Here is a 24893-nt window from a genome sequence, read left to right on the forward strand (position 1 = left end):
TCCTTACTCAGCGTGCAGCGGATTTTCAGGCAGTGGTTTACTCAGTGTTGCGCCCCAGCTGGCCATCTCTGAGGTGCGTACATAGGCCAGGCCGCGCACGCCGGTTTTTACTTTTTCGGCATGCTGCTGCAGTAATGCGGGTTCAATACTCAGTTTGACGCGGAACATCAGATTGTTGCGCTCTTCGCTGGTTTCCACCGACTTCGGCGTGAACTGCGCATCGGTGGCGACGAAAGATACCCGTGCCGGTACCACGTATTCCGGAATCGGATCGAGCACCAGTTTGGCTTCATCGTTCAGCGCCAGATTGCCGGCAATGCTGGCTGGCAGGAATACCGTCATATAAACATCGGAAATATCCAGCAGGGTCACAACCCGGCCACCGGCGGCCAGTACTTCACCGGCATTGGCTAATACGTACTGCACACGACCGGCACGTGGCGCCACTATGCGGGTGTCATCAAGCAGGGTTTCCAGCTCGGCCAGTGCTGCATTGGCGGCATCAATACTGGCCAGCGTGCGAGCAGCGGTGGCTTTCGCCAGACGCAGAGCGGCGCTGGCTGAGTCGTACTGGGCCTGAGCCTGATCCAGTTTCTCTTTCGGCGCTACCTGCTTTTTGTACATGGTCTGAGTGCGCTTCAGTTCCTGGCTGGCCAGAGTCAGTGCACTTTCGCGCTGAGCAACACCGGCGTTGGCTTCTTCCAGTGCCAGGTTGGCGGCGTTAATCTGCGCCTGCGCTTCGCGTTTTTTTGCCAGCAGCTGTTTGTTGTCGATGGTGACCAAAAGATCTCCGGCCTGCACCATCTGACCTTCGCGTACCAGCACTTCGGCAATACGTCCGGCGGTTTTGGTGGCGACTTCTACCTGTTCGGCTTCGAGTCGGCCGTTGGTCTGATAAATACCCTGCGGCAGGTTATTGCCCTGGGTCTGGTACCAGATAGTTGCACCCGCCAGGGCGATAATCATCAGGGCAAGGATGCTGAACAGTCTGCTTTTCATGGGAACTCCGGTCAGTAATCAGTGAGCGGTCCGGAGAAGCAGCGTCAGACGGTGTCTGAGTCAGCAATCCGGGCTGACAACGAAAGCAGCAGTATAACTGAGGCGTATGTAATTCGAATAACCGCAAAGTTGCGGAATTGACCCAGATTACTATCAGATCTGAAACACTGAGTTACCGCTGGGTCGGAGGTAGCTGCAGACGATGGAATAAACGGGCGGATAAACCGTGCAGAAAAATACTGAGCAATACCGTCAGTACCGTGGTGGCGAAGAACTCGCGATCTGCGGCACTGGTAAAGCCCAGCTGTTCCATAACCAGCAGCAGATACAGAATACTGGCAATTCCGCGTGGTCCGAACCAGGCGAGAAACAGGCTGGCACGAAACTGCAGACGGGTGCCGAGAAGGGCAATAAACACCGGTATAATGCGCACTACCGTCAGGCTCAGTACGGCATATATCAATGCCTTCAGTGACATGTAGGGAATGGCATCGGGCACGAAGATCAGGCCGAAGAAAAAGAAAATCAGCAAGCTGAGCAGCTGGCCTTCGGCTTCACCGAATTCTTTCAGGCGTTCAATCACACGCGCATGGTGTGACGATAAAAACAGCCCGGCGAGAAACGCTGCAATAAAACCGTTGCCACCCAGTACTTCGGCACCGGAATAGGCAATTAATGCCAGTGCGGGGGCAGACAAACGCTGATACAGAGGCGTCATCCATTGCTGATGTGCAGCGCGTTCCGACAGCGCGCCGCCGATGCGGCCGGTCATAAAGCCCCATAGGGTACCAATCAGAAACTGCTGGCCGATAAACAGCAACCAGTGCAGATGATCAACATGGTGGCTGTCACCTTGCTGACTGCCAGCCAGTAAGGCCAGCACAAATAACAGTACCGGCAGAGCAATGCCATCGTTCAGGCCGCTTTCCACGGTAATGGAATGACGCAGGGACTCATCAATGTCGCGCTTGTGAAAAATCGATTGCGCCAGTGCAGCATCGGTCGGCGCCAGCATAATGGCCAGCAAAGCCGCCAGCAGCCAGCCACTGGCAAACAGACTGTGCGCCAGCAGGGCACCAAGCAGTATGGTGAGGGGCAGACCAATGGCCAGTAAGCGGATGGGCAGGTTTTCAAAACGTACCAGGTGAGAGCGCTCAATCTGGCTGGCGTCGGTGAACAGAATCAGCGCCAGACTCAGTTCCGCCAGCAACATCAGACCGCCACCTTCAAGTTCCGGTGCTGACCAGTTCAGTAGTAGCGGACCACACAGCATGCCCAAGGCGACGAACATCATCGGGGCGGTAATCGCTGCTTTTTCTGTTTTTCGCGACAGCAAACCGTAAAGAAAAATCGCCGCGGCGATGATCAGCGCTAAGGGGCTGTCCAGCATTCAGTCTTCTTCCCAGATAACGCGCAGTGGTTCGCCAAAGTCATCGTAGATAATTTTCTTGCGCGGCCGGGAGGACTTTTTCGGGGTGGTGCTTTTAGCCGACTGACGTTTGGTCGATTTACGCTGGTCGATGGTTTTTAACACATCGGACACGGGTGTACGTTCTTCGCGTGGTTTTTCAAACGGCAACGAATGATCAATAAAGCGACCGTTGATCAGCGCGCTGGTGCCGCGTTCGACGGTTTTCACCTCGCCACCCTGCTGCAGGAAAGCGGCTACTTCCTGATCCAGCTGATCGCGTAAATCGCGTTTGGTGGGGCGTTTCTTCATCGGTAACCACGTCGCAGAGAGGTAAACCACACAGTATAGAGTATTGGCCGGAAAGAAGAATCCCCGGCCAGTGTTCAGGCTGCCTGAAGTTGCGGGCGCAGCAGCCAGTAGCGGCCGCTGAGCAGCAGCGCTGCCAGCAGATAAACCGCTGCCAGCGACCATTTTACGGTCGCCGCGATACCGGCAATCAGCACCAGCGGGTCTGTGGCGGTGGCTGTCTGAAAAATCCACGTGGCTGTCTGAAAAATCCACGGGCTGTGCAGAATGTTTTCCAGTACATCCAGTGCCGGAAAAATAATGGCTGGAATCAGTGCCAGACTCCAGCCCTGTGACAGGCGATTAATATTAAGCAACCAGCTGGTCAGTGACAGAGCTAACATTCCGTACCACACAGGATGGATAAAATCGTAAAAATAATGGCCCTGCAGTGCCGCAATCTGGGCGCTGCTGGCTTGTGCTAATAATTGATTGAATGTGTCGGCATCATAGGTGAGCTGCAACTGAATCAGCAGCGCATCGGCATTGCCAGCGTGCAGCACGCGGATAATCAGGGATTGAGAAATCACATAAATGATGAAAAACAGCAGAGCAATGCGAGGATTACCCAGCCAGTTGCGCAGGTGGTTCATGGTGAACGTCCGTTGTTATAGTGTTGAAACCTCAGGCTGCCATATTGCAGCCATTATGGCCATGACCATCCTTTGCCGGAGAGCAGAATGAACAAGCAGAAAACGCCAGCCGCCAACGATCGGGTTGCTGCTAAACGTCGTGGCCGGATCGGGATCTACGTCTTTCTTAGTATTTTTTTCATTGCCGGCACAGGCGTGTTTATTTTCTCCTCGGTCGTGCCGGCGATTCGCTGGCTCGAAGCGCAGGGCTGGCAGTCGGTGCCGGTTACGATTGAATCGCTCAAGCTCAATTCTCATCGAGGTGATGATTCCACCACCTACAGTGTCAGTGCTCGCTACAGCTATCAATGGTACGGACAAAGCTTTCACAGCGAGGGCGTTTCGCTTTACAGCGGCAGCGATAATGTTGGCAGCTTCTGGCAGGATCTGGAGGGACGCCTGCGCTACGAGCGCCGCCGGGGCCAGTCTCATGCCTGGGTTAATCCGGATAACCCGGGTGAATCTGTGCTCGATCGCAGCTACCGCTTCGGACAGTTTATGTTTGGTCTGTTGTTTATGGTGATGTTCTGCGGTATTGCCGGACTGATTCTGTGGGCAACGCTGCGTTCGGCGAAAACCAGTGAGGCAATGGATAATATCCTTGACGGTAGCAGCGCTGCTGAAGGCATCAGCAGCGGCAATCTTACCGGCTATCAGATACTTGCCGGCATGGGCGCTGTGTTCGCCGGTTCCGGCGTGGTTATTGGTGGGCTGGCGATCCCTGAAGAGATGGCCAAAGGCAATAGTGCTGTGCTTGCGGTGCTGATTTTTCCGGTGGTCGGTGGGCTGATGCTGACCAGCGGGCTGCGTAATATCCGCCGTTGGAAACGCATCGGCAAAACACCGTTTTTTCCCGACCCGGCACCGGGTTATGCCGGTGGCCAGGTAGGTGGTTCTTTCCAGCTGAACAATGGTCGTTTTATGCGTACACCGCGTTTCCGGCTGCAGTGTGTGCATGTGTATCAGACGGGATCCGGAAAAGACCGAACCACTCGTCGCCAGGTGTTGTTTCAGCAGGAAATGCCTGCTCTGCAACAGGACGATGGCAGCTTGCGCGCGTTATTTGATGTGCCGGCGGAACATCCCGGCAGTGGCCGCCAGTCGGGCTATCGTGGATCAATACAGTGGCTGCTTAACTGTGAAGGCTTACTGCAGATGGCGGAAGGCGATCAGATCAGTTTCGAGCGACAGTGGACGCTGCCGGTGGTGGCAGGAAGCGGTGCCGCAACTCAGCCGCTGTCTGAACATGAGCGTGAACAGCGCCAGCGTGTGCGGCGGCAGGAAGCTGACAGCAGTGCGCTGGAGCAGATTAACCATCAGCAGGGAGCAGACTTCCTGCGTCTGGAAAGTGAGCAGGGCCGTCATCTGACGGCCGGGCTGGTACCAGTGTTGTTTGGTCTGATCTTTGGCGGCTCGGGTATGTTTCTGTTCCATCAGGCGGCAAAAGAGGGCGGTATGCTGTGGTTTATGGCAGCCATTTTTTCTCTGGTGGGCTTTGGCGTGCTGGCGATGGGAATCTTCTGGCTGGGCCGCGGCCTTGAGGCGGAAATTCGCCCGGGCAGTGCAACGGCGATTCGCAGCATGTTCGGTATGCGCTTGTATCGCCGCACGGTCGCCCTGAATAGCGCCGCTCAGCTCAGTGTGGCTCAGTCGCTGACGACAAGTGGGACAGACGGTGTGCAGAAAGAGTATTTCCGTATTGTCGCTGAGGCAGACGGTAAAAAGGTCACTCTGGCGGAGGGGATTCTCGGCAAGGATGTTGCAGAGTCACTGCGTCAGCGTATTGTAGATACCTTAACCGCTGCGCTGGATGATGAACTTAACTAGTGCCTGTTTAATGAATTGAAACGGGCTCTGGTAAACCGTGTTAGCCGCAGCCTTACAGGAGGGAGTCGATGGTCTGGAATGATGATGCGGGACGCAGCAATCTGAGAGCGCGTCAGCTACTGTCGCTGGTTGTCATTATGGTGACGCTGTTAACGGCGCTTTTGTCGGTCAGTCTGCATTACTATTTCAGTCGTCAGCTGGCGGTGGAGTCGGCGGAAGATAAATACCGTCTGACGGCAACCGCAACCCGTGACTACCTCGCCAATATTGACGGAAAAGCCAGTGAAACGGTCAGAGTACTGACCCGATTCCCATCCCTGATTACAAGCAGCGATCCGCAGCGTGATGTCTGGGTACACAAAGACACGCTCGCGCTGTTTGCCGAGGTGATGCGCGCCACCCCTCTGTTTTATGCGCTGTATATCGGTTTCGACAATGGTGATTTGTTTGAGCTGGTTAATCTTAACTGCAGCGATGCTGTGCGGCGTCAGTTAAATGCCACCCCATCGGATCGCTGGGTGGTGATCCGGGTGGAAGGCGAGGGAGAACAACGCCAGCGCCATTTCGATTTTTACAGCGATGCGTTTGAGCTGAACTTCAGTCGTTCAGAAGTGAGCGACTACGATGTGCGGGAACGATTGTGGTACACCAGCGCTGGCACCAGCGAAGCGGTGAAAACACCGGCTTATCTGTTTCAGCATCTGCAGGCTCCGGGTCAGAGCTTTGTCATGAAATTACCCGGCAGCGAGCATGTTCTCGGTCTGGATATCACCTTTTCAACCATGACTGCTCACCTGCGCGCGCAGGCGCTGAGTGCGGAAGGCGAGCTATTCCTGTTTCAGGAAAATGGCGAGCTGCTGGCATCGAACGTTCGCGATGAGCAGGCGCGCAAGCTGCCGTTTTCTCCACGCATTGCGCTGACGGCAGAACAGCGTAGTTTCCTGAACAGCATGGGCAGCATTCGTGCTTCCAACGAAACCGACTGGGCACCGATTGATTTTGCTGTGGCGGGCGAACCTCATGGTTACAGCGTGGATATACTGCGCCTGGTATCGTCGATGACCGGCATGCCGCTGGCGTTTGTTAATGGCTACACCTGGGGCCAACTGGCTGAACAGTTTGATCGGGGTGAAATAGAAATTCTGCAGCCGGTGGGGCCAAGCAATGCCTCTGGCGGAAGCCTGACGCTGCCCATCGTGGATCTGCCCTTTGCACTGGTGACTCGCAGTGAAGACGACATTGATTCGTTTGAGCAGCTCAATGGTAAACGGTTAGTGATGATCAGTGGCTGGTCTGTCATCCCGCAGGTGCGGGCAATGTTTCCGCATATCGAGGTGCTGGAAGTTGCCGACGCGCGCACGGCCCTGCTTAAGGTCAGCCGCGGCGAAGCCGATGCCACACTGGATACTGCGCTGATTCTGGGTCAGGGTATTCGTCAGTACTACCTGACAGGTCTGAAAATGGACACCAGCCTGGCTCCTCTGGCCGATCTGCCTACAACGCTGCATTTTAAAGTACGCCCCGGAGCCGAGCCGCTGGCGCAGATTATTGATCAGGCGCTGGTGAAAATTCCTGCCGAAGCCATCAACGAACTGCGTAACAAATGGTTCAGCGCCAATACAAAGAGTGGCGTTGGTCGTATGTCAGTGGTGCCGTACAAGCACTTGCAGGAATTACCGCAGCAGCCCCTGCAACAGAATCTGGTGTCGCAGGTTACTCTGAACGGCGAGGCGTATTTTTCCTTTGCTTCTGTATTCACCCGTGATCAGACACCGCCCGAGTATTTCGCCTTAATGATTCCGGCGAAAAAGGTCTATGAGCGGGCACTGCACGAACTGTCGGTGTCGGCCATGGTGATCACCATTGTCTGGTTGTTGCTGATGCCGCTGGTGCTGATCTTTCTGGTCATGCGGCCAGTGAAAAAGCTGATGCAGAAACATTCGGGCAGCAGTAGTCGTTAGTGCTGCCAGACCTGTCTGATTCACAAACTGGCCCGGTTGCAGTGGACTGGGCTGCTGCCTTGCATTAGAGTTCGCCGCCTATTCACTTCCAACTGCGGTGCTCTACCGCTGGCAGACACAGATTTAATGATCCAGTTTTCAGATCTCGGGTTAGCAGAACCCATCCTCCGCGCGGTCGCCGATCAGGGCTACGACCAGCCTTCTCCGGTACAGCAGCAGGCAATTCCGGCCATTATTGAGGGCCGTGACGTGATGGCCGCTGCTCAGACCGGCACCGGTAAGACCGCCGGTTTTACCCTGCCATTGCTGCACCGTCTGGCGCAGGGCAAGAAACCGTCCGCCAACCGCGTGCGTGCGCTGATTCTGACGCCGACGCGTGAGCTGGCTGCTCAGGTCGGTGACAATGTGCAGGAATACAGTCGCTATCTGAAACTGACTTCAACTGTGGTGTTTGGTGGCGTGGGTATCAACCCGCAGATGCTGGCACTGCGTAAAGGTATCGACGTGCTGGTGGCTTGTCCGGGACGTTTGCTTGATCTGTACCAGCAGAATGCGGTGCGCTTCGACGAGCTGGAATGTCTGGTGCTGGACGAAGCCGACCGTATGCTGGATATGGGCTTTATCCATGACATCCGTCGCATTCTGAAATTGCTGCCGGAACGTCGTCAGAATCTGATGTTCTCCGCAACCTTCTCCAGCGAAATCCGTGCTCTGGCTAAAGGTCTGGTACATGATCCGCTGGAGATTGATGTCAGCCCGCGTAACAGCACGGCGCACAGCGTTGAGCAGTGGCTGATCCCATCAGACAAGAGCGCCAAACCGCGTATTCTGGCCAGCCTGCTGAAGGACAATCAGTGGAAACAGGTGCTGGTATTTATGCGTACCAAACACGGTGCAAACCGTCTGGCGCGTTTTCTGGAAGAACGAGGCATTACCGCTGCCGCCATCCATGGCAATAAGAGTCAGGGGGCTCGTACCCGTGCGCTGGCCGAGTTCCGCAGTGGTGACATTGCTGTGCTGGTGGCAACGGATATCGCCGCCCGTGGTCTGGATATCGAACAACTGCCGCATGTGGTGAACTTCGAATTACCGAATGTGCCAGCGGATTACGTCCACCGTATTGGCCGTACCGGGCGCGCCGGTGCCAGTGGTGAGGCTGTATCGCTGGTGTGTGTGGAAGAGCTGGAAGAGCTGGAAAGTATCGAAGGCCTGATCGGTAAAAGCATCGAACGCCGTGTGCTGAAAGGCTTTGAGCCGACGGTCGAACTGCCGGTGTCGGTACCGCGCAAGCCGAAGAAACCCAAGAAAGCGAAGAAGCCGAAAGAGCAGAGTGGCAATGCTGAACAGCGTCCGCCGCGTCGCGAGGGCAATGGCTCTGGCCAGAAGCGTGCGGCAAACCCGGGTGCTAAAAGCAGTGCTAAAAACGGCGGGCAGAAGCCAGCAGGCAAATCTTCTGGTGCCGCGCCTGGTAAGCGTCCACAGGGCGCTGTAAAAACGTCCGCACAGAATGGCGACAAGCCATCTGCGCCACGTCGCCGTCCGCGTAAGCGTCCGGGTCAGGCTGCTAAAGCTGACTGACAGCTTTGAGGGGATAGGTTACTCTGGCCTTAGTTTGTGTCGGAAGTAACCTATGCTCGGCTGGATATTTTTCCTCAGTTTATTAGCTCTCCTTTATCTGTTCTGGAATCGCCAGCAACAGGCCCGCATTAAGGCGCTGACTGCCGTGCGCAGACATTGTGCCGAAGAAGACGTACAGCTGCTGGACGATACCCTGCAACTGGTATCTATGGCTGTGCGCAACGGTCCCGGTGGCCGTCGTTTGCACCGTACCTATCGTTTTGAATTTTCATCCACCGGTGATGAACGCTATCAGGGGCAGGTTATTCTGGCGGGGCGTTCGGTTATTGGTCTGCGCCTGCAGACTCATCGTATTCAATAAATTCCCGGAGTCAGCATGATTGAACATCAGCCGGACAAGCAGCGTTTTATTCTTTGTAAAGACGATCACGAGTGCGTACTGGACTATGTGGTGCAGGGTAATCATGTCGATTTTACCCACACCTATGTGCCTTTCCGTTTGCGTGGTCAGGGGCTGGCAGAGCTGCTGGTCGAGGAAGGACTGAAATGGGCGCGTGAGCAGCAGCTGAATATTGATGCCAGCTGCTGGTATGTTAGAAAATTTCTGTAAGACTGGCGGTTCATCTTCGCGGGCATGGCCCGCTCCTACAGCCGGTTTTTCCTTCGCGGGCATGGCCCGCTCCTACAACCGGGTTTTCCGTCTACAGTTGTATAAATTCCATGAGCCAGCGGCCGACGCGCTCGGAATCGTTAGGTTGTTCCAGCGTGCTCATGCCGCGTTGAAATGTATCACTGCCTATACACTGTTCGCGCCGTGGTAATAAGCGACGGGCATATTCTGCGGTAAATTCCGGGTGCCCCTGAAACGCCATCACCTGCTGGCCAATAAAAAAGGCGGCATTTTCACAGAATTCACTGGATGCCAGGCGGCGTGCCTGAGGTGGCAGCGTTTCCACCTGATCGCGGTGGCTGTATATCAGGCGGATATGGCTCTGGTCTTCGTTCAGCCACACCGGGTAGTGTTCCACTCGGGTGGTATGTACACCGATTCCCCAGCCTTTCGGACTGCGAGCAGCGTAGCCTCCGAGGGTGTGTGCCAGTAACTGGTGACCAAAGCAAACGCCAATCAGTCGGCTGTCATGCGCGTATGCCTCACGAATCCACTGCTGAAGCGGTGCAATCCAGGGAAGTTCGTCATAAACCCCAGCCTTGGAACCGGTAATCAGCCAGGCATCACATTCGTCGAAACTGGCCGGCAGCTCACCGGCATGCACATCATAGAAACGGTAATTAAAGGGTGCGCCCAATTGCGAGAAAAAACTGCGGAACATCTGCCCGTAGGAGCCATAATCGCTTCGCAGGTCGTCGTACAGTTCATCGGTTTCAAGCAGTCCCAGCGTTTTCATCGTGATGTTCTGTCGCCTTTGTCACTGTAGGGTATCAGGAGCGTCGGGCGCTGCCAGTGGATAACGTTCTTTCAGCGGCTTCAGTAAACCTTCCAGACCATTGATGCGGATTTCCAGCATCAGCCCCAGCAACATGCCCAGTTGTCCGGCGGGCATGCCTTTTTTGTGCATCCACAGCAGGTACTCCTCCGGCAACTCAGCCAGTATGCGCCCCTGATACTTACCAAAGGGCATGGTGGTGGTTACCAGTCGGATTAAATCAGTTTTATCAAACACTCAGGTACCTCTGAATAACATTGTCAGCGGCCCCGATAGCAGCCACCTGGTAAATGATGGCGCTTGCGTAATCCGGCATCAAGCCCCCGTCGCATTTTTCCCTATGGTCTACACTCATTTGAGTATTGTTGTAGTTATCAGTGAATTCATCATGAGCGCGGAACCGAGACAAACCCGATTTGAGGACCTGAAGCTGTTGCCGGGTCAGCCGTTACAACTCGATTTCGAAGGCTATTCCAGCGATCGCGATCGTTCACTGCTGGTTGGCTATCGAGCCGGCCAGGGCATTATTGTGACCACGCCGATTGTTAATGGCAGTCCGCTGGGTGCTGAAGCTGGGTACACCGCTGGCGGTACGTTTGTTCGCGACTCAGGTAAATTCTGCCTGTGCATTCCGCACGGAAGTAACCCATATATCCCGCGTGCCTTATCCGCATCTGCATCTGGCTATGCCTAAGCAGTTGCAGTTAGGGGAAGTGCGCAAAACCGTTCGCGCACGAGTGGATGTGATCTGCTCTGTGCATTTCGGCGAGGGCTTCCGCGATAAAACCTCTGCCCGCATTCTCGACCTGAGTCTGGGCGGAGCACGAATTAACACCCGTAATATGGCCGCTACTATTGGCGACGATATCAAACTCACCGCGCAGATCTCAGTCAGCGGCATCGAACGCATAGTGACTGTATCTGCCATCGTACGCTCTCTCACTCCGGGTGGGGGAACTGAAATTCAGGCTGGCCTGCAGTTTACCGAGATGTCGGATTCCGACCGCATCACACTGCACGCATTTGTCTTATCCAATATCCACAATTAACAGCGTTACCCAATCAGGAGTTGTTGTATGACTGGGATGCCGTCGACGTCGGCGCAGGAGCACTGGAGCGGAGTCTGGAGAAGACTGGTTGAAGGAGAGGCCATTCGGGGAGACCTGAATGCATTACCGGGAAGCAGAAAACCCAAACTGGAAGAAGTGCTGGAATCCGCCACCGAGCGTTTTCTGAGTACTGATCGCCAGAATCTTGCAGAGCATCTGCGCTCGTCGCTGAGTCAGATTTCTGCGCGTTTGCATAGCTCGCAGGCACTGATGTTTATCTGTCCGCGCGACCGCGATTCAGGTCATGTCTGTGTGCAGCTCGACAGTCATGAACGTTCACCGCTGGCAGAACAGATGATGGCATCGGCAGGCCGCTGGAAGGCGGCGCTGAATGGCCAGACGGTGCAGATTATTGAACGCGAAGATGGCGATGAAGCAGCGTTCATCTGTGCCTCGCTGAGTTGTCAGCGGGTGATCCTGCTTTCTACCTTTATTGATCAGCAGCCGGGCGCCTGTCTGATGCTGGGTACCTCGCCTGATACCTGGATTCCGGATGCCAGTGAGTGCGCTTTGCTGTCTGCATTTTTGCAGCTGGCCTATCTGGTGACAGACCGGCTGGCCGTGCAGGATGTACTGCGTCAGCGCGACAGCCTGCTGCAGCGGACCGAGCGTCTGGCTGGTATTGGCAGCTGGCACAACGACCTGGTGCAGGACTGCCTGACATTTACCGCTCAGAGCGGTGAAATTTTTGGTTTCTCGGCAGACACCCGCTGGATTAATACCCGCCAGCTACTGGAACGAATTCATCCGGACGACCGTCATCGGGTTGCGGGCAGTATGCAGCGCTCCAGTGATACCGGCGAAGGGTTCGATATTATCTGCCGGGTCTGTCCGCGCGCGGAGGAACTTCGTCTGGTGCGTGTGCTGGCGGATGTGGTGACAGATGGCAGTGGTAAGGTGGTGGCTCGTTTTGGTTCGGTGCAGGACATAACGGAAGCCCATGAGCGCACCCGACAGCTGCAGCAGGCCGCGCAGGTACTGGAATCGGCAATGGAAGGGGTACTGATCGTCGACGCCCTGGGGCGGGTTGAGTCGGTGAATCCGGCCTTTACTGCTATTACCGGCTATCCGGCCAGTGAGGTGGTGGGAGTACCGGTGCAGGTACTGGATAAAGGCTCGCATAACCGCGCATTCTTCCGTTCCATGCTGCGCCAGTGTATTCGCCAGGGCAGCTGGCGTGGTGAGATTATGAATCGTCGCCGCAATGGTGAATTGTTTCCACAACTGCTGAGTGTCACCGTACTGCGTGATGATCATGGCCGCATCAGTCAGTTTGTGGCGGTGTTCTCTGACATGTCACGCATTCGCAAATCCGAGAAACAGGTCGATTATCTGGCGGCACACGATGCTCTGACGGGGCTGCCAAACCGCGCAGGTCTGATGACCTGCCTGCAGAAAGCCATCGACAAAGCCGCGATTAAGCGTCGTCGGGTGGCAGTTATTACTATCGACCTTGATCACTTCAAACACATCAATGACAGTCTTGGCCATCCGGCCGGTGATCGTCTGTTACAAGCCTGTGCCCGTCGCCTGCGTGAACGTTTGCGTGACAGTGACACTGTCGCCCGTCAGGGCGGTGATGAATTTGTGGTGGTGCTGGAAAACGTGGTCAGCCAGAAACAGGTCGAACAAGTGGCCGGTATTCTGCAGGACCTGTTTGCCAAAGGCTTCGATGTCGGTACCGGGCGTGAACTCTTTATTGGTGCCAGCCTCGGCATCACGCTGTATCCGGAGCACGGCAGCGATGTGACTCAGCTGCTGAGTTACGCCGACGTCGCTATGTATGCTGCCAAGCAACAGGGCCGCAATCACTACCGCTTCTATACCAACGAACTGACTCAGGCGGCATCAGACCGGCTGGAGTTGGGCTCGCAGTTGCGTGCGGCGCTACAGAGCGATGATGAACTGCAGATCTGGTATCAGCCGCAGGTCGATCAGGACAGTGGGAATATGGTTGGTGCCGAGGCGTTGTTGCGCTGGCAGCATCCGCAGGAAGGTCTGATTCATCCCGGGCGTTTTATTCCGGTGGCGGAAGACAATGGCCTGATGCCGGATATGGACCATTGGGTACTGACTCATGTGTGCCAGCAACTGGCGCAATGGCAGCAGGAAGGGCAGCCGCCGTTTGTGGTGGCAGTAAACATTACCCAGCCAACCTTTATTGCTGGTGGGCTGGTTGATCGCCTGCAGGAATTACTGGCGCGTTATCGCATTGATCCGACCTGGCTGGAACTGGAAATTACCGAAGGTGCTTTACTGGAGCCAACACCACAGGTGCTCAATACCATTGAAGGTCTGAAAGCACTGGGGATTTCTCTGGCGGTAGACGACTTTGGTACCGGCTATTCATCGCTGGCGTATCTGCAGCGTTTCCGCGTCGACAAACTGAAGATTGATCGTCGCTTTGTCAGCTCGGTGGAAGAGGAAGAGGAAGGCCGGGTGATTACTTCGACCATTATTAATATGGCTCGTGGCCTGGGGCTGGCGGTGCTGGCTGAAGGGGTGGAAACCGAAGGGCAGCGGGCATATCTGCGTGAGCAGGGTTGTACTATCTGTCAGGGGTTTCTGTTCAGTCGACCGTTACCGCTGGATGCGTTCAGCGACTGGCTGAAGTACTGATATGCGAGGAGCTGCTGACAGGATGCGCTGGCGCATCCTGTCAGCAGTGCTTATCCGGACTTATTCGTAAGTGCAGAAGTAAGCAGTCTGGCCAGCCATACGAACGCCGAACTTAACGTTCGCAGCAATTTCGAAAGACTCGCCCTGAGCGATGGTTTTCCACTCAGATTCACCTGGCAGCAGAACGTCCATTGCACCGGAGATCACGGTCATGACTTCTTTCTGGCTGGTGCCGAATTCGTATTCGCCTGGCTCCATCACGCCAACGGTGGCTGGCAGAGTTTCGGTTTGCAGGGCAATGGACTTAACCTTGCCATCGAAATATTCATTCACTTTAAGCACAGCGATGTACTCCTGTTAATTGGAGCGGCGATTATACGCGTCCGCTGCTATTGGGCAATCACTGTGCTGGTGGCCGTATCTGCCAGCAAAGTCGTTCTGTTTACGACCAGTAGTAAAAAATTACGCGACAGTGACAAGTCGATCCTGTATAGTGCGCCCCCCTTCTGAGAGGCAGAGTAGTGTGCAGGGCGCACCATAAGACTGCCTTCGACGGAAATCGAAAGCCGGCGGATTGCCAGGCTTCACAGTAATCGGGCCAACGCCGTGTGAGCAGAGAGTGCGATCCATTGCGGCCAAGCCCTCGTTCACATACAGGTACAATATGACCGATTCTACCGTTCCAGGCTTTGCCAGCCTGGGCCTGCCGTTTCCTATTCTCCGCACACTGGAGGAACTGGGTTACGAAGCTCCATCGCCGATTCAGGCGAACAGTATTCCTTCCCTGCTGGAAGGCCGTGATGTTCTGGGTATGGCCCAGACCGGTACCGGTAAAACCGCTGCTTTCTCCCTGCCATTACTGGCGCGTACTCAGGTTGATCTGGCTGCCCCACAGGTTCTGTGTCTGGCACCAACCCGTGAGCTGGCGCAGCAGGTAGCAGAAGCTGTTAAGACTTACAGCAAATACATTCCGGGCGTAAACGTCAGCGCTATTTACGGCGGCTCCGATTACGGCAGCCAGCTGCGCGAACTGAAGCGTGGTCCACAGTGGGTTGTTGGTACTCCTGGCCGTGTTATGGATCACCTGCGTCGTGGCACCCTGAATCTGGCTGATATCCGTGCCGTGGTTCTGGACGAAGCCGACGAAATGCTGCGCATGGGCTTCATTGACGACGTTAACTGGATTCTGGAACACACCCCACGTTCACGTCAGGTAGCGCTGTTCTCCGCAACTATGCCGAAAGAAATTCAGCGTGTTGCCGAAACGCACCTGAACGATCCGGTACAGGTGAAAATCGAATCCAAGACCACCACTAACGACCGTATCCGTCAGCGTTACTGGTTTGTCGGTGGTGCGCATAAAAATGACGCTATGCTGCGCATCTGCGAAACCGAAGATTTCGATGCGATGATGGTGTTCGTTCGTACCAAGCAGGCGACTGAAGAAGTATCCGACTTTATGGCTGCTAACGGCTTTAAGTGTGCGCCGCTGAACGGTGATATTCCGCAGGCACTGCGTGAAAAAGCCGTTGAAAAATTAAAAGCAGGTCAGCTCGACATTATTGTTGCAACTGACGTTGCTGCCCGTGGTCTGGACGTAGAGCGTATCAGTCACGTAATTAACTACGATATTCCGTCTGACACTGAATCTTACGTTCACCGTATTGGCCGTACCGGTCGGGCAGGTCGTAACGGTGAAGCGATTGTGTTTGTTCGTGGTCGTGAAAAGCGCATGCTGCGTGATATCGAAAAAGCGACTCGTCAGCCTATTGAAGAAATGCCGCTGCCATCTGCCAAGCAGGTGAACGAGAAGCGTCGTGAGCGCTTTGAAGGCCGTATTCTCGATGCGATTCACTCCGAGAAAAACAAAGTTTACCGTGAAATGATCGAAGAGATTCTGAGCAAGAATCCGGTTGATTCACTGGACGTTGCAGCTGCTGTTGCTTCTCTGATGCAGGGTGAAAAACCACTGTTTATTGATGAGAAAGCCGACGAGCGCATGATGAGCCGTGAACGTGAGCCACGTGAACCACGCGAGCGTCGTGAACGTGGCGATCGTCCTGAGCGCGGTGAGCGTCGCGAACGCGGTGATCGTGCACCACGTGCACCAAAAGCACTGCCGGAAGGACGTGCCAAACCACTGAAGGGTCACCCGGAAGTTGAAATGACGCGCTACATGGTAGCCGTTGGTTATGACGATGGTCTGAAGCCAGGTAATCTGGTGGGTGCGATTGCTAACGAAGGTGATCTGGACAGCGAATACATCGGTAACATCGAAATCTGTGAACAGTTCGCAGTCATCGATCTGCCAAATGGTATGCCAACAGCGGTAATGTCCAAGCTGAAAAAGGCGCGTGTATGTGGCCGTCCTCTGGACATGCAGGTATACAAGCCATCTGAAGCTCCGGAAGGTTCCGGTAATGGTGGTAACAGCCGCCCACCACGTAAGCAGGGTGGTCGTAACTTTGAAGACCGTGGTGAACGTCGTGAGCGCTCAGACCGTGGCGACCGCTCCGATCGTGGCCCGAAGAAGCCACACCGTGGTAAAAGCGATGGCAAGCCACGCGCACCACGTAAAAACGACCGCTGAGTAATCAGAGGTAAATAAAAAAGGAACCTTCGGGTTCCTTTTTTATGTCTGTTCAATTCAGGCGTTGCAGGCTTCACGACGCTGTGTACGCTGGAGTTTGCCAAAGTAATTCGTCTGCGTGCTGGAGATGATTACCCGGCGATTAATCGCTGGTACAAGGCGATGCAGCAGCGCGCGTCCTACTCGGCGTAGCTTTTTCCGGGTCTGCGTGGCCGGTGCAGCGTCTTGTATCGGCTTCGTCACTATCACCAGGCATCGAAGGATGGATGGGCCTGCAGGTGCTCTTGCTCCGCTTTTCCCGCCATTCTGATAGAATCCGGCCTTTCTTCAGCAAAGCCGGTCCTTCGTTTGTCTTCTCACAGTCACCTTACCCCTGAACAGCAACAGGTTATCCGTCATCCGGATGGGCATGCCCGTGTTGTCGCTGTGGCGGGGGCGGGTAAGACGACAACGCTGACGCACTTTATCGCAGAACGTCTGACACAGGGCGTAAGCCCGCGGCGGATGCTGGTGCTGATGTACAACCGTGCAGCACGGGTCGATTTTGAGCGCAAGCTGGGCCTGCTGTTACCGCGACAGCCGTTACCGGAAGTCCGTACGTTTCACTCGTTAGGATTGCGTATTTATCAGCGGCTGATTGCCGATGGGGTGTTGCCGCCGTTTCAGGGCAAACCGCTGTCTGATAGCGAAGCAGAACCTGTGGTGTGGCGCTTCCTGCAACAACTGGCGGATGATGAAACCCGTCAGGACATTTTGTCGCAGCGTAAGAAGTGGGTGGAACCGGCGCTGGGCTTTATTGATCTGGTGAAGTCCGGACTGGCGTCACCAACCGAGGTGTTTGAATCGCTGGAGCTGCCACCGCAATGCCGCATCTTTGTTGATCTGTTTGATCTGTTTGAAGACTGGCGGCGCCAGCAGCGACGTATCAGTTACGCCGATATGATTTATGACCCGGTGATGGCTTTCGTCTATCAACCGGAAGTGGCCGCGCGTTTTGGCGGCCATATGCAATGGATTCTGGTCGATGAATACCAGGACATTAACGCGATTCAGCAGAAGTTTCTTGATGTGCTGTACGGTGGCCGTGGCAATGTAATGGTTATTGGCGACCCTGATCAGACCATTTATGAGTTCCGTGGTTCGCGCCCGGAATTTATTGTCAGTGGTTTTGAACAGTCAATGGGACAGGTAACACATTATCAGTTGCCGCATACCTTTCGCTATGGTCACCAGTTGTCACTGCTGGCCAACCATTTAATCAGCTGCAATAAAGAGCGTGATCCGGTGCTGTGTCTGTCGCACCAGAGCACGCCGCAGACACGCATTAAACTGCACGAAGCGCACAGTGAAGCGGCGCTGATTTTAACCATTATTAAAAGCGAGCTGGAAAAACGACCAGCGGAGCATATCGCGGTAATTAACCGCTTGTGGGCTTTGTGTGCCCCCATTGAGCTGGGTTTACTACAGGCTGCAATTCCTTATCAGCTGCATAATTCGCAGTCGGTTCTGGATCGCTGGGAGTTGCAGATCTTCTGGATTCTGCTGGAAATATCCGGCGGGGTATTTGCCGGACGCACGCAAAAGCAAAAGCTCGATGCCTGGCTTACTGTGCTGACCACGCCTTATCCGAAGGTTAAACGTTCGCTGCTGGAAAATCTGGCGCAGCAGTTGAGTGTGCTGGATAAAGATTATGGTGAATCGTTTGCTGCTCTGATTCCTGACGAATTGAGCAAATGGCAGAAGCAACAGTTGCAGGCCCGGGCGGAAATTCTTGCCGACGCAGAACACATTACTCAGCCGGCCTGGCGTTTGCTGCATAACTATATTGATCAGACCGATCTGGAAGATGGTATTCGCGACAGTGCTTTCTCGGCGCAACAGGTTGAAGATCGCATTCAGACGATTCGAGCTTTTGTGCGCTTTATGCGTGATACGGAAAAAAACAGTCGTGAAGCCTATGGCTATTTACGTGAACTGAAAGCCCAGCGTTTACAGCAGACGGAAAAAGGTCAGCAGGGGGTGCATTTAACCTCCATCCACAAGAGTAAGGGACTGGAATGGCCAGTGGTGATTATTCCGGGTCTTAACGCGCATTATTATCCGTATTCACCGGAAGGTGAGTTCACCACGCCGGCCAGTGAGGAGAGTGAGCGTCGATTGCTGTATGTGGCCATGACGCGGGCGCGGGAGCAGTTGCACCTGATGGCTCCGGCACAGGAAAAAAGCGCTAAACACAATGGTGCGGCACAAAGCTGGCAGAGCCGCTTTCGTCAGGAAATGCAGTACGAACGTGCGCTGGATATTGGCCGGGCGTTGTATGACGGTAATGAAACGGTTGAGGTGTCTCCGGTCGGCGGAGTGCTGGCGGCCTGGCTGGACGATTATTTTCAGCGCACGCAATCGTCGTTACGTCTGACCATGAAAGCGATCAGTGCGGGCTCTGTCCGACAGCAAGCTGGCTACCCGCCGGCGCCGGGCAGTTATATCGTCGATCGCAAGCAGCATCCGCAAACACCGGTTAAGCGTATTCGTCATGACTCGCTGGGCAGCGGTACTGTGGTGTCAGAAGATGAGCGTTATATCAAGATTCGTTTCGACGGTGAGGCTCAGGCACGCACACTGGATAAGCATACGGCGCTGGCCTTTCTCACTGTTCTGTAACGGCGCTGGTACTGGCCGGAGCAGTTGTTATACTGTGGGCCTTTCGTAGAGATCGGTCGTTTTGGGTTGTTCCCGGGTCGCTTTGCGATACAGGTTACACTCGTCGAGTGTTCATTCATGTCTTAACCGACACAGATATACAGGATATGCCCAATGACTATTGCTCAGCAGAAAGTCGTTACCATTCACTACAAGGTTGTTGATGTCGACAGCGGTGAAGTGATCGATTCTTCCGAAGGCGGCCAGCCAATGACTTACCTGCACGGTGCGCAGAACATCATTCCGGGTCTGGAACAGGCACTGGAAGGCAAGCAGGTTGGTGATGAGTTTGAAGTGACCATCGCTCCGGCTGATGCATACGGTGACTACAGCGATGAGCGCGTTCAGCAGGTTCCTATGGAAGCATTCCAGGGCGTTGAAAAAGTTGAACCAGGTATGGCGTTCACTGCTCAGACTGAGCATGGTCCGGTTAACCTGATCGTAACCGAAGTGGATGAAACCACTGTAACTGTTGATGCTAACCACCCGCTGGCTGGTAAAGCTCTGAACTTCAGCATCAAAGTTGAATCTGTTCGTGACGCGAGCGAAGAAGAAATGGCTCACGGTCATGTACATGGTGAAGGTGGTCATCACCACTGAGTTGCAGTTCTGCACTCTCACTATCGGAAACGTCGGCTTTTGCCGGCGTTTTTTGTTTCTGCCTGATGCTTACTTCTTTTTCAGCTTCTTCATAAAGTCGAGAAAGTGCGGCTGAAACTCGGCAAACAGAGGGTGTCCTTTGTTTTCCAGCATCACTTCACTGAATAATTTAAGGCCTACAGCAAAGGATGTGGCCTGCTCAGCGGTAAGATCGTCGCGGCTTTTCATTAAACCGACAATGCGCAGAATATCGTCGTGATTTCCGGTTTCGAATACCAGGGGTTCTTCATAGGTTGAAGGGTTGCCTTTGGCATCGGCCAGATGTTCCACCGTAATACGGTATTGATGTTGTTTCATACAATCTCCTGAATTAAAGAAGGGGCGTTTCCGCCCCTTGTCTGCGGTTATCAGCTCAGAGTGTTGAGTTGAGCCGCAATGACTTCCTGATACGGCGTTGTTGGCCGTCCTATTAATCCGCTCAGGCTGTGACTGTCATCAAACAGGCCACCCTTGCTGGCGCCGGTATCGGATTCAGCAAACATAGTCGCCAGTGGCGCTGGTAAACCAGCCTGGGTTAATGCAACAGTGAAATCCGCTTCACTCATGTCGTTATAACTGACATTTTTTGCAGAAATCTGTGCAATCGCCCCAGCAAATTCGCTCAGGGTATAGCTGTCGTCGCCTGCCAGTTCATACACCTTACCTGCCTGATTATCGCTGAGCATCACCTGAGCGGCTGCGGCTGCGTAGTCAGCACGGGCAGCTGAAGCGATGCGGCCTTCGCCCGCTGCGCCCAGTACGACACCAAATTGCAGTGCTGCCGGAACAGACGCTGCGTAGTTCTCGGTATACCAGCCATTGCGCAGCAGTGTGTATGGCAGGCCGCTGGCGGCCAGTGCTTGTTCGGTCGCTTTGTGTTCTTCAGCCAGCGGCAGGGGGCTGCTGTCAGCATGCAGAATGCTGGTGTACACCAGCAGAGCAACGCCCGCATCCCTGGCGGCGGCGATCACGTTAGCATGCTGAGCGGCACGCTGGCCGACTTCGCTTGAGGAAATCAGCAGCAGTTTGTTCACGCCGGCAAATGCGGTCTGCAGTGTTTGTGGGTTGCTGTAGTCTGCTTCACGCACCTGCACACCCAGAGCCTGCAGGTCAGCGGCTCTTTCCGGACTGCGCACAGCGGCGATCAGCTGTTCGGCAGGCAGGGTTTGCAGCAGTTGTTGAATAACGAGGCGGCCCAGTTGGCCGGTGGCTCCGGTGATAGCAATCATGATGTTGTGCTCCTTAAATGAGTAAGTGACATCAGGCTATATCACATGCTAACTTTTAGTAAGTACATACAAAAAGGTAAGTATATGAGCGACCATGATCAACCGGTCACGCTGTCTTATGCGCTGGAGCGTGGCTATTTGTTCGCCGGCCCTTGTCCCTCAAGGGATATCCTTAAGCACGTGTGCAGTCGCTGGGGTGTGTTAATCCTGATTGCGCTGCGCAGTGGAACACACCGATTCAGTGAGTTGCGGCGTAAGCTCGAAGGCGTCAGTGAAAAGATGCTGTCACAGACGTTGCAGGCGCTGGCGGAAGACGGATTTATCGAACGGGTTTCCTATCCGGTGGTTCCGCCGTATGTGGAGTACAGCCTGACAGAGAGTGGTGAAACCGTGGCGGAAAAAGTCGCGGCGCTGGCTGACTGTATCGAACTGCTGACGCCATCGGTGATGGCTTTTCGGGCTGCTAATGCCGGGGAGACTCCGGCAGAACTCTGAGTTAACGCTGGTGCAAGCTAACCATTGGTCGGTTTTGAGTGCTCGAACAGTTGTTGTATAACTGGGTACTCATAAAGAGGAGGTACCATGCAGGCGGATTTCTGGCATGACAAATGGGAGCGGATGGAAATCGGGTTTCATCTGCAGGAAGTAAACAAGGCACTGTTGAAATACTGGCCATCCGTTGATGCCGCCGCAGGCGACACCGTGCTGATTCCGCTGTGCGGCAAAACACTGGATCTGGTGTGGCTGCGTCAGCAGGGTCATGCTGTGGTTGGCATAGAGCTGAGTGAGATTGCACTGGATGAGCTGGCCAGCTTGCTGCAAGAGGCGCTGGACATCAGCCTGATTAAAAGTCGGGAAGGTGATCGGGTGATGTATCGTGGCGACGGTGTACTGTTAATTGCGGGTGATTTTTTTGCCGTTACAGCGGAATTGCTGGCCGATGAGGGTTTTGTGGCTCCGGCGGTGATTTACGACCGTGCAGCGATTGTGGCCTTGCCGGATAGCATGCGTGCCGATTATACAAAGCATCTGCTGAGTCTGAGCCCGTCGGCCCGGCAGTTACTGATTACTCTGGATTATGATCAGAAGAAGCGCAGCGGTCCGCCGTTTGCGGTTAGTGATGCTGAGGTTGAGCAGCACTATGCCACGGCAAAACAGGTCCAGCGCCTGGAGGAACGCGAGCTGATCGATCAGGAGCCCCGCTTCCGGGAGCAGGGACTGGATTCGTTTATTCAGCGCGTGTACCTGATTGAGTAAACAGCTGGGTTAACGACTGGCTGCCAGTTCAATACGCAGAATGGTCAGCCGATCGGCACAGGGATAGTGCCAGACCACATTCAGATCCCAGAAGCGGGCGCCGTATTCGCGCTGCGGGTCGGGTTTCTGGTAGGCGGGTTTCGGATCCTGTGCCAGACACTGGTTCAGAACCGCTTTCACATCTTCGCCCAGACGCTGAGCTTCATCAGCCGCTCTGCGGGTAGCCTCTTCCGTCCAGTCCACTTCAATCGGTAGCGGAGCATCTGAGGCAATACCATTTTCTGCACTGGTTACGCAATCAGCGTAAGGCACATAGGGCTTGATATCGATAATGGGCGTGCCGTCCAGCAGGTCGGCTCCGGAGACGATCAGGCTGGTGCCCTCAATCGCCACGAGTTTCACCACTGACTGGCCGATGCCATTCGGACGATGAGTGCTGCGTGTGGCAAACACCCCGATTTGCTGATTGCCCCCCAGGCGTGGCGGACGTACCCGCAGTCGCGGTGATTGTGGGTTATCGGGAGCGACACCATGAAACCTGAACAACAGCCAGATATGGCTTACCTGCTCCAGCCCCTGCAGCGCCTCGGGCTGGTTGTATGGTGCAACCAGTTCGATTCGGGATAAAGCTGCAGGAGCCAGGCTGGGCTGGCGAGGAATGGCGAACTTCTCGGCAAAGGGGGTTCTGGCAATAGCAACAGGGTGAATTTCGCTGGAACTCAGGCTCATTCGGGAACTCTTGGACGGGTTTACGCTCATTATACCCACGCTTTGTCTGCCTGCCTCATACCCGTCCTGCTGGGCCTGAAATTCATAATTGAACACCTGTGTTCATTGTTTTTATTTGCGGTTCAATTAATAACGATACTTAACCATTTGTTTACAAACTGAAACATAGTGGCTCATTTTGCGCCGGCATACTGCCGCCGCTTCCGAAGAACAAGAAGTCCGAATCCGCCACTTACGTGGCTTGCAAAGCTCTTCAGCAAGGTAGTTTCAAATGGTTAAAAACGCTTCCCGTCTGGCCGTTGCAGTAGCAGCCGCCTCTCTGTTCAGTGCCGGTGTTCAGGCATCTGGTTTCAAAATTAATGAGCAAAGCGCCAGTGGTGCTGGTCGTGCTTTTGCAGGTAGTGCTGCGGTAGCGAACGACGCATCTGTTGTGTTTTTTAACCCGGCCGGTATGAGCCGTCTGGATAAGTCTCAGGCGAGCTTTGGTTTTACCTACCTGAAGCTTGAAGGTGAGTTCTCTGGCGTACGTACCGACGGTGCGGGCGTTTCCAGCGAAGTACCAACCACGCAGACCTCGCCATTCGGTGAAGCCGGCGTTTACAACGACGGCGGCGACTTTATGCCGGATAAAATAATTCCGTTCGGTTACTACGTCCGTAAACTGGATGACAAGGCCGCCATCGGCTTCGGTATCTTTGCACCAAATGGTACCTCTACTGATTACAAAGATGGCTCTCTGGCCAGTGGTTTCGCTGATGAAACTCAGCTGACAACCATCGATTTCCAGCCAAGTATGTCCTACAAGCTGAGCGATACCTTTTCCTTCGGTATGGGTATCGACATCGTTTATGCCAAGGGCTTGCTGAGCAAGGAGCTGGATCTGGTACCTCTGGCAGCGGCATACAGTGCAGCGCAGGGCGGCCAGGCAATCAATCCGGAAGACTACCGTGGCTTTGAAAACAAGTTCGAAGTATCCGGTGATGACATGGGTTACGGCTGGAACTTTGGTTTCATGTGGGATGTAGCGCCACGCACTACTGTCGGTTTCGCTTACCGCTCAGAGATCGACTTTGAACTGGAAGGTGAATCCAAATTCACCAGCAGCAACGGCGTTGTCGCTTATTCATCCGCGGCGAATGCCATCGTTCCTGCCGATACCAGCGCTGGCGTGACCTACATTAATATCCTGGAAACAACCCAGCAGGGAGCACCGGACAGCACGCCGCTGAAAGCCGACGGTACTCCAGCGACTGGCACCATCTCCAAACAGGATTCCCGTGTACCGCTGACGGCGCCACGTTCTGCCACCCTGAGCCTGGCACACCAGCTGAACGATCGCGTGCTGCTGCTGGCAGGAACTACCTGGACTGACTGGTCTTCTTTCAAGTACTTCGACGTTATCGCGACTGACGAAGGCGTGATCGATGATATCGCGGGTCTGGGCGAGAACTACATTGGTCACATCGTTGAGAAGTGGGAAGACACTCTGGCGTTCTCGTTCGGTGCTGAATACACCCTGGATGAGAAGTGGACCCTGCGTGCTGGTTACGCTTACGACGAAACGCCAGTTAAAGACGAGCACCGTACTGCTCGTGTACCGGACAATGATCGCCAGTGGCTGACCGCTGGTGCTACCTATAACCTGAACAGCAACTGGAGCTTCGACGCTGCTGTGGCGTACCTGTTCATTGATACTTCAACCATCAATGAATACAACTACACACTGGACGACGAGCAGAAAGGTCTGGATAACCTGCAAGGCGAATACGACGTGAATGCGTTGGGTCTGTCTTTCCAGGCTAACTACCGCATGTAAGCGCCGT

At 54.6% G+C, this 24893-nt stretch carries 24 protein-coding genes; 14 read left to right on the plus strand and 10 right to left on the minus strand.

The annotated features are described in order from the left end of the window. Positions 1–3 precede the first annotated feature (3 nt). The 4 genes from I9W95_RS13515 to I9W95_RS13530 form a co-directional block, all read right to left on the minus strand. Positions 4–999, minus strand: coding sequence for an HlyD family secretion protein (locus I9W95_RS13515; RefSeq protein ID WP_225675769.1), 996 nt, complete (start codon positions 997–999; stop codon positions 4–6). 172 nt (positions 1000–1171) lie between these two features. Continuing rightward, positions 1172–2389: a cation:proton antiporter gene (locus tag I9W95_RS13520; protein ID WP_225675771.1), complete on the minus strand. Its 1218-nt coding sequence runs from the start codon at positions 2387–2389 to the stop codon at positions 1172–1174. Beyond that, positions 2390–2719, minus strand: a complete 330-nt coding sequence (locus tag I9W95_RS13525) for a hypothetical protein (RefSeq protein WP_225675773.1) — start codon at positions 2717–2719, stop codon at positions 2390–2392. Positions 2720–2793: 74 nt separating this feature from the next. Next, positions 2794–3348, minus strand: coding sequence for a hypothetical protein (locus tag I9W95_RS13530; RefSeq protein WP_225675775.1), 555 nt, complete (start codon positions 3346–3348; stop codon positions 2794–2796). Positions 3349–3435: 87 nt separating this feature from the next. Between I9W95_RS13530 and I9W95_RS13535 the strand changes: the two genes are divergently transcribed. The 5 genes from I9W95_RS13535 (at position 3436) to I9W95_RS13555 (ending at position 9363) form a co-directional block, all read left to right on the plus strand. After that, positions 3436–5214 carry a DUF3592 domain-containing protein gene (locus I9W95_RS13535; RefSeq protein WP_225675776.1) on the plus strand — a complete coding sequence of 593 codons (1779 nt, stop codon included), beginning with the start codon at positions 3436–3438 and terminating at the stop codon, positions 5212–5214. A gap of 68 nt (positions 5215–5282) precedes the next feature. Then, positions 5283–7175: a transporter substrate-binding domain-containing protein gene (locus tag I9W95_RS13540; RefSeq protein ID WP_225675777.1), complete on the plus strand. Its 1893-nt coding sequence runs from the start codon at positions 5283–5285 to the stop codon at positions 7173–7175. Between the two features lie 129 nt (positions 7176–7304). Further along, positions 7305–8753, plus strand: a complete 1449-nt coding sequence (locus I9W95_RS13545) for a DEAD/DEAH box helicase (RefSeq protein ID WP_225675911.1) — start codon at positions 7305–7307, stop codon at positions 8751–8753. A 52-nt stretch (positions 8754–8805) separates the two neighbouring features. Beyond that, the gene (locus I9W95_RS13550; RefSeq protein ID WP_225675779.1) at positions 8806–9114 is read left to right on the plus strand and encodes a DUF3301 domain-containing protein; all 309 of its coding nucleotides are present in this window, start codon (positions 8806–8808) and stop codon (positions 9112–9114) included. 15 nt (positions 9115–9129) lie between these two features. Then, positions 9130–9363: a GNAT family N-acetyltransferase gene (locus tag I9W95_RS13555; RefSeq protein WP_225675781.1), complete on the plus strand. Its 234-nt coding sequence runs from the start codon at positions 9130–9132 to the stop codon at positions 9361–9363. A 91-nt stretch (positions 9364–9454) separates the two neighbouring features. On the opposite strand, the gene I9W95_RS13560 is transcribed toward I9W95_RS13555, so the two are convergent. Next, positions 9455–10159, minus strand: a complete 705-nt coding sequence (locus I9W95_RS13560; protein WP_225675782.1) for a glutamine amidotransferase-related protein — start codon at positions 10157–10159, stop codon at positions 9455–9457. 21 nt (positions 10160–10180) lie between these two features. After that, on the minus strand, positions 10181–10435 hold the full coding sequence (locus I9W95_RS13565) for a DUF3820 family protein (protein WP_225675784.1): 255 nt from the start codon (positions 10433–10435) through the stop codon (positions 10181–10183). 151 nt (positions 10436–10586) lie between these two features. On the opposite strand from I9W95_RS13565, the gene I9W95_RS13570 reads away from it, so the two are divergent. From I9W95_RS13570 to I9W95_RS13580, 3 genes are read left to right on the plus strand one after another with little or no spacing between them, the layout of a single operon-like run. Next, complete coding sequence (locus tag I9W95_RS13570; protein WP_225675921.1) at positions 10587–10892, plus strand: hypothetical protein; 306 nt, start codon at positions 10587–10589, stop codon at positions 10890–10892. Further along, positions 10795–11247, plus strand: a complete 453-nt coding sequence (locus I9W95_RS13575) for a PilZ domain-containing protein (protein ID WP_404818757.1) — start codon at positions 10795–10797, stop codon at positions 11245–11247. Before I9W95_RS13570 ends, I9W95_RS13575 begins: the two co-directional genes overlap by 98 nt. A gap of 27 nt (positions 11248–11274) precedes the next feature. Continuing rightward, entirely contained in the window at positions 11275–13926 is a 2652-nt protein-coding gene (locus I9W95_RS13580; protein WP_225675786.1) for a putative bifunctional diguanylate cyclase/phosphodiesterase, read from the plus strand. A 60-nt stretch (positions 13927–13986) separates the two neighbouring features. On the opposite strand, the gene ppnP is transcribed toward I9W95_RS13580, so the two are convergent. Beyond that, positions 13987–14268 carry a pyrimidine/purine nucleoside phosphorylase gene (gene ppnP, locus I9W95_RS13585; RefSeq protein ID WP_225675788.1) on the minus strand — a complete coding sequence of 94 codons (282 nt, stop codon included), beginning with the start codon at positions 14266–14268 and terminating at the stop codon, positions 13987–13989. A 322-nt stretch (positions 14269–14590) separates the two neighbouring features. On the opposite strand from ppnP, the gene I9W95_RS13590 reads away from it, so the two are divergent. The 3 genes from I9W95_RS13590 to I9W95_RS13600 all read left to right on the plus strand — a co-directional run bounded on the left by I9W95_RS13590 (position 14591) and on the right by I9W95_RS13600 (position 19816). Beyond that, the gene (locus I9W95_RS13590; protein WP_225675790.1) at positions 14591–16516 is read left to right on the plus strand and encodes a DEAD/DEAH box helicase; all 1926 of its coding nucleotides are present in this window, start codon (positions 14591–14593) and stop codon (positions 16514–16516) included. 348 nt (positions 16517–16864) lie between these two features. Continuing rightward, a complete protein-coding gene (locus I9W95_RS13595; RefSeq protein WP_225675792.1) occupies positions 16865–19177 on the plus strand; it encodes an ATP-dependent helicase in 2313 nt (770 codons plus the stop codon). A gap of 153 nt (positions 19178–19330) precedes the next feature. Further along, positions 19331–19816, plus strand: a complete 486-nt coding sequence (locus I9W95_RS13600) for an FKBP-type peptidyl-prolyl cis-trans isomerase (RefSeq protein ID WP_225675794.1) — start codon at positions 19331–19333, stop codon at positions 19814–19816. 69 nt (positions 19817–19885) lie between these two features. Here I9W95_RS13600 and I9W95_RS13605 read toward each other — a convergent pair whose 3' ends face one another. Both I9W95_RS13605 and I9W95_RS13610 read right to left on the minus strand, forming a co-directional pair. Then, entirely contained in the window at positions 19886–20173 is a 288-nt protein-coding gene (locus I9W95_RS13605) for a DUF3861 domain-containing protein (RefSeq protein ID WP_225675796.1), read from the minus strand. A 50-nt stretch (positions 20174–20223) separates the two neighbouring features. Further along, positions 20224–21084 carry an SDR family oxidoreductase gene (locus tag I9W95_RS13610; RefSeq protein ID WP_225675798.1) on the minus strand — a complete coding sequence of 287 codons (861 nt, stop codon included), beginning with the start codon at positions 21082–21084 and terminating at the stop codon, positions 20224–20226. 84 nt (positions 21085–21168) lie between these two features. Here I9W95_RS13610 and I9W95_RS13615 point away from each other — a divergent pair, with 84 nt between their 5' ends. Both I9W95_RS13615 and tmpT read left to right on the plus strand, forming a co-directional pair. Then, a complete protein-coding gene (locus tag I9W95_RS13615; protein WP_225675800.1) occupies positions 21169–21579 on the plus strand; it encodes a winged helix-turn-helix transcriptional regulator in 411 nt (136 codons plus the stop codon). 87 nt (positions 21580–21666) lie between these two features. Beyond that, the gene (gene tmpT / locus I9W95_RS13620) at positions 21667–22341 is read left to right on the plus strand and encodes a thiopurine S-methyltransferase (protein ID WP_225675802.1); all 675 of its coding nucleotides are present in this window, start codon (positions 21667–21669) and stop codon (positions 22339–22341) included. A 9-nt stretch (positions 22342–22350) separates the two neighbouring features. Here the strand turns inward: tmpT and tsaA are convergent, their stop codons facing one another. Beyond that, complete coding sequence (gene tsaA / locus I9W95_RS13625) at positions 22351–23070, minus strand: tRNA (N6-threonylcarbamoyladenosine(37)-N6)-methyltransferase TrmO (protein ID WP_225675805.1); 720 nt, start codon at positions 23068–23070, stop codon at positions 22351–22353. A gap of 271 nt (positions 23071–23341) precedes the next feature. Here tsaA and I9W95_RS13630 point away from each other — a divergent pair, with 271 nt between their 5' ends. Continuing rightward, on the plus strand, positions 23342–24886 hold the full coding sequence (locus tag I9W95_RS13630) for an OmpP1/FadL family transporter (RefSeq protein ID WP_225675807.1): 1545 nt from the start codon (positions 23342–23344) through the stop codon (positions 24884–24886). The last annotated feature ends 7 nt before the right edge of the window (positions 24887–24893 follow it).

The organism is Thalassolituus marinus (assembly GCF_020320395.1).
GTDB classification, from domain to species: domain Bacteria; phylum Pseudomonadota; class Gammaproteobacteria; order Pseudomonadales; family Oceanobacteraceae; genus Venatoribacter; species Venatoribacter marinus.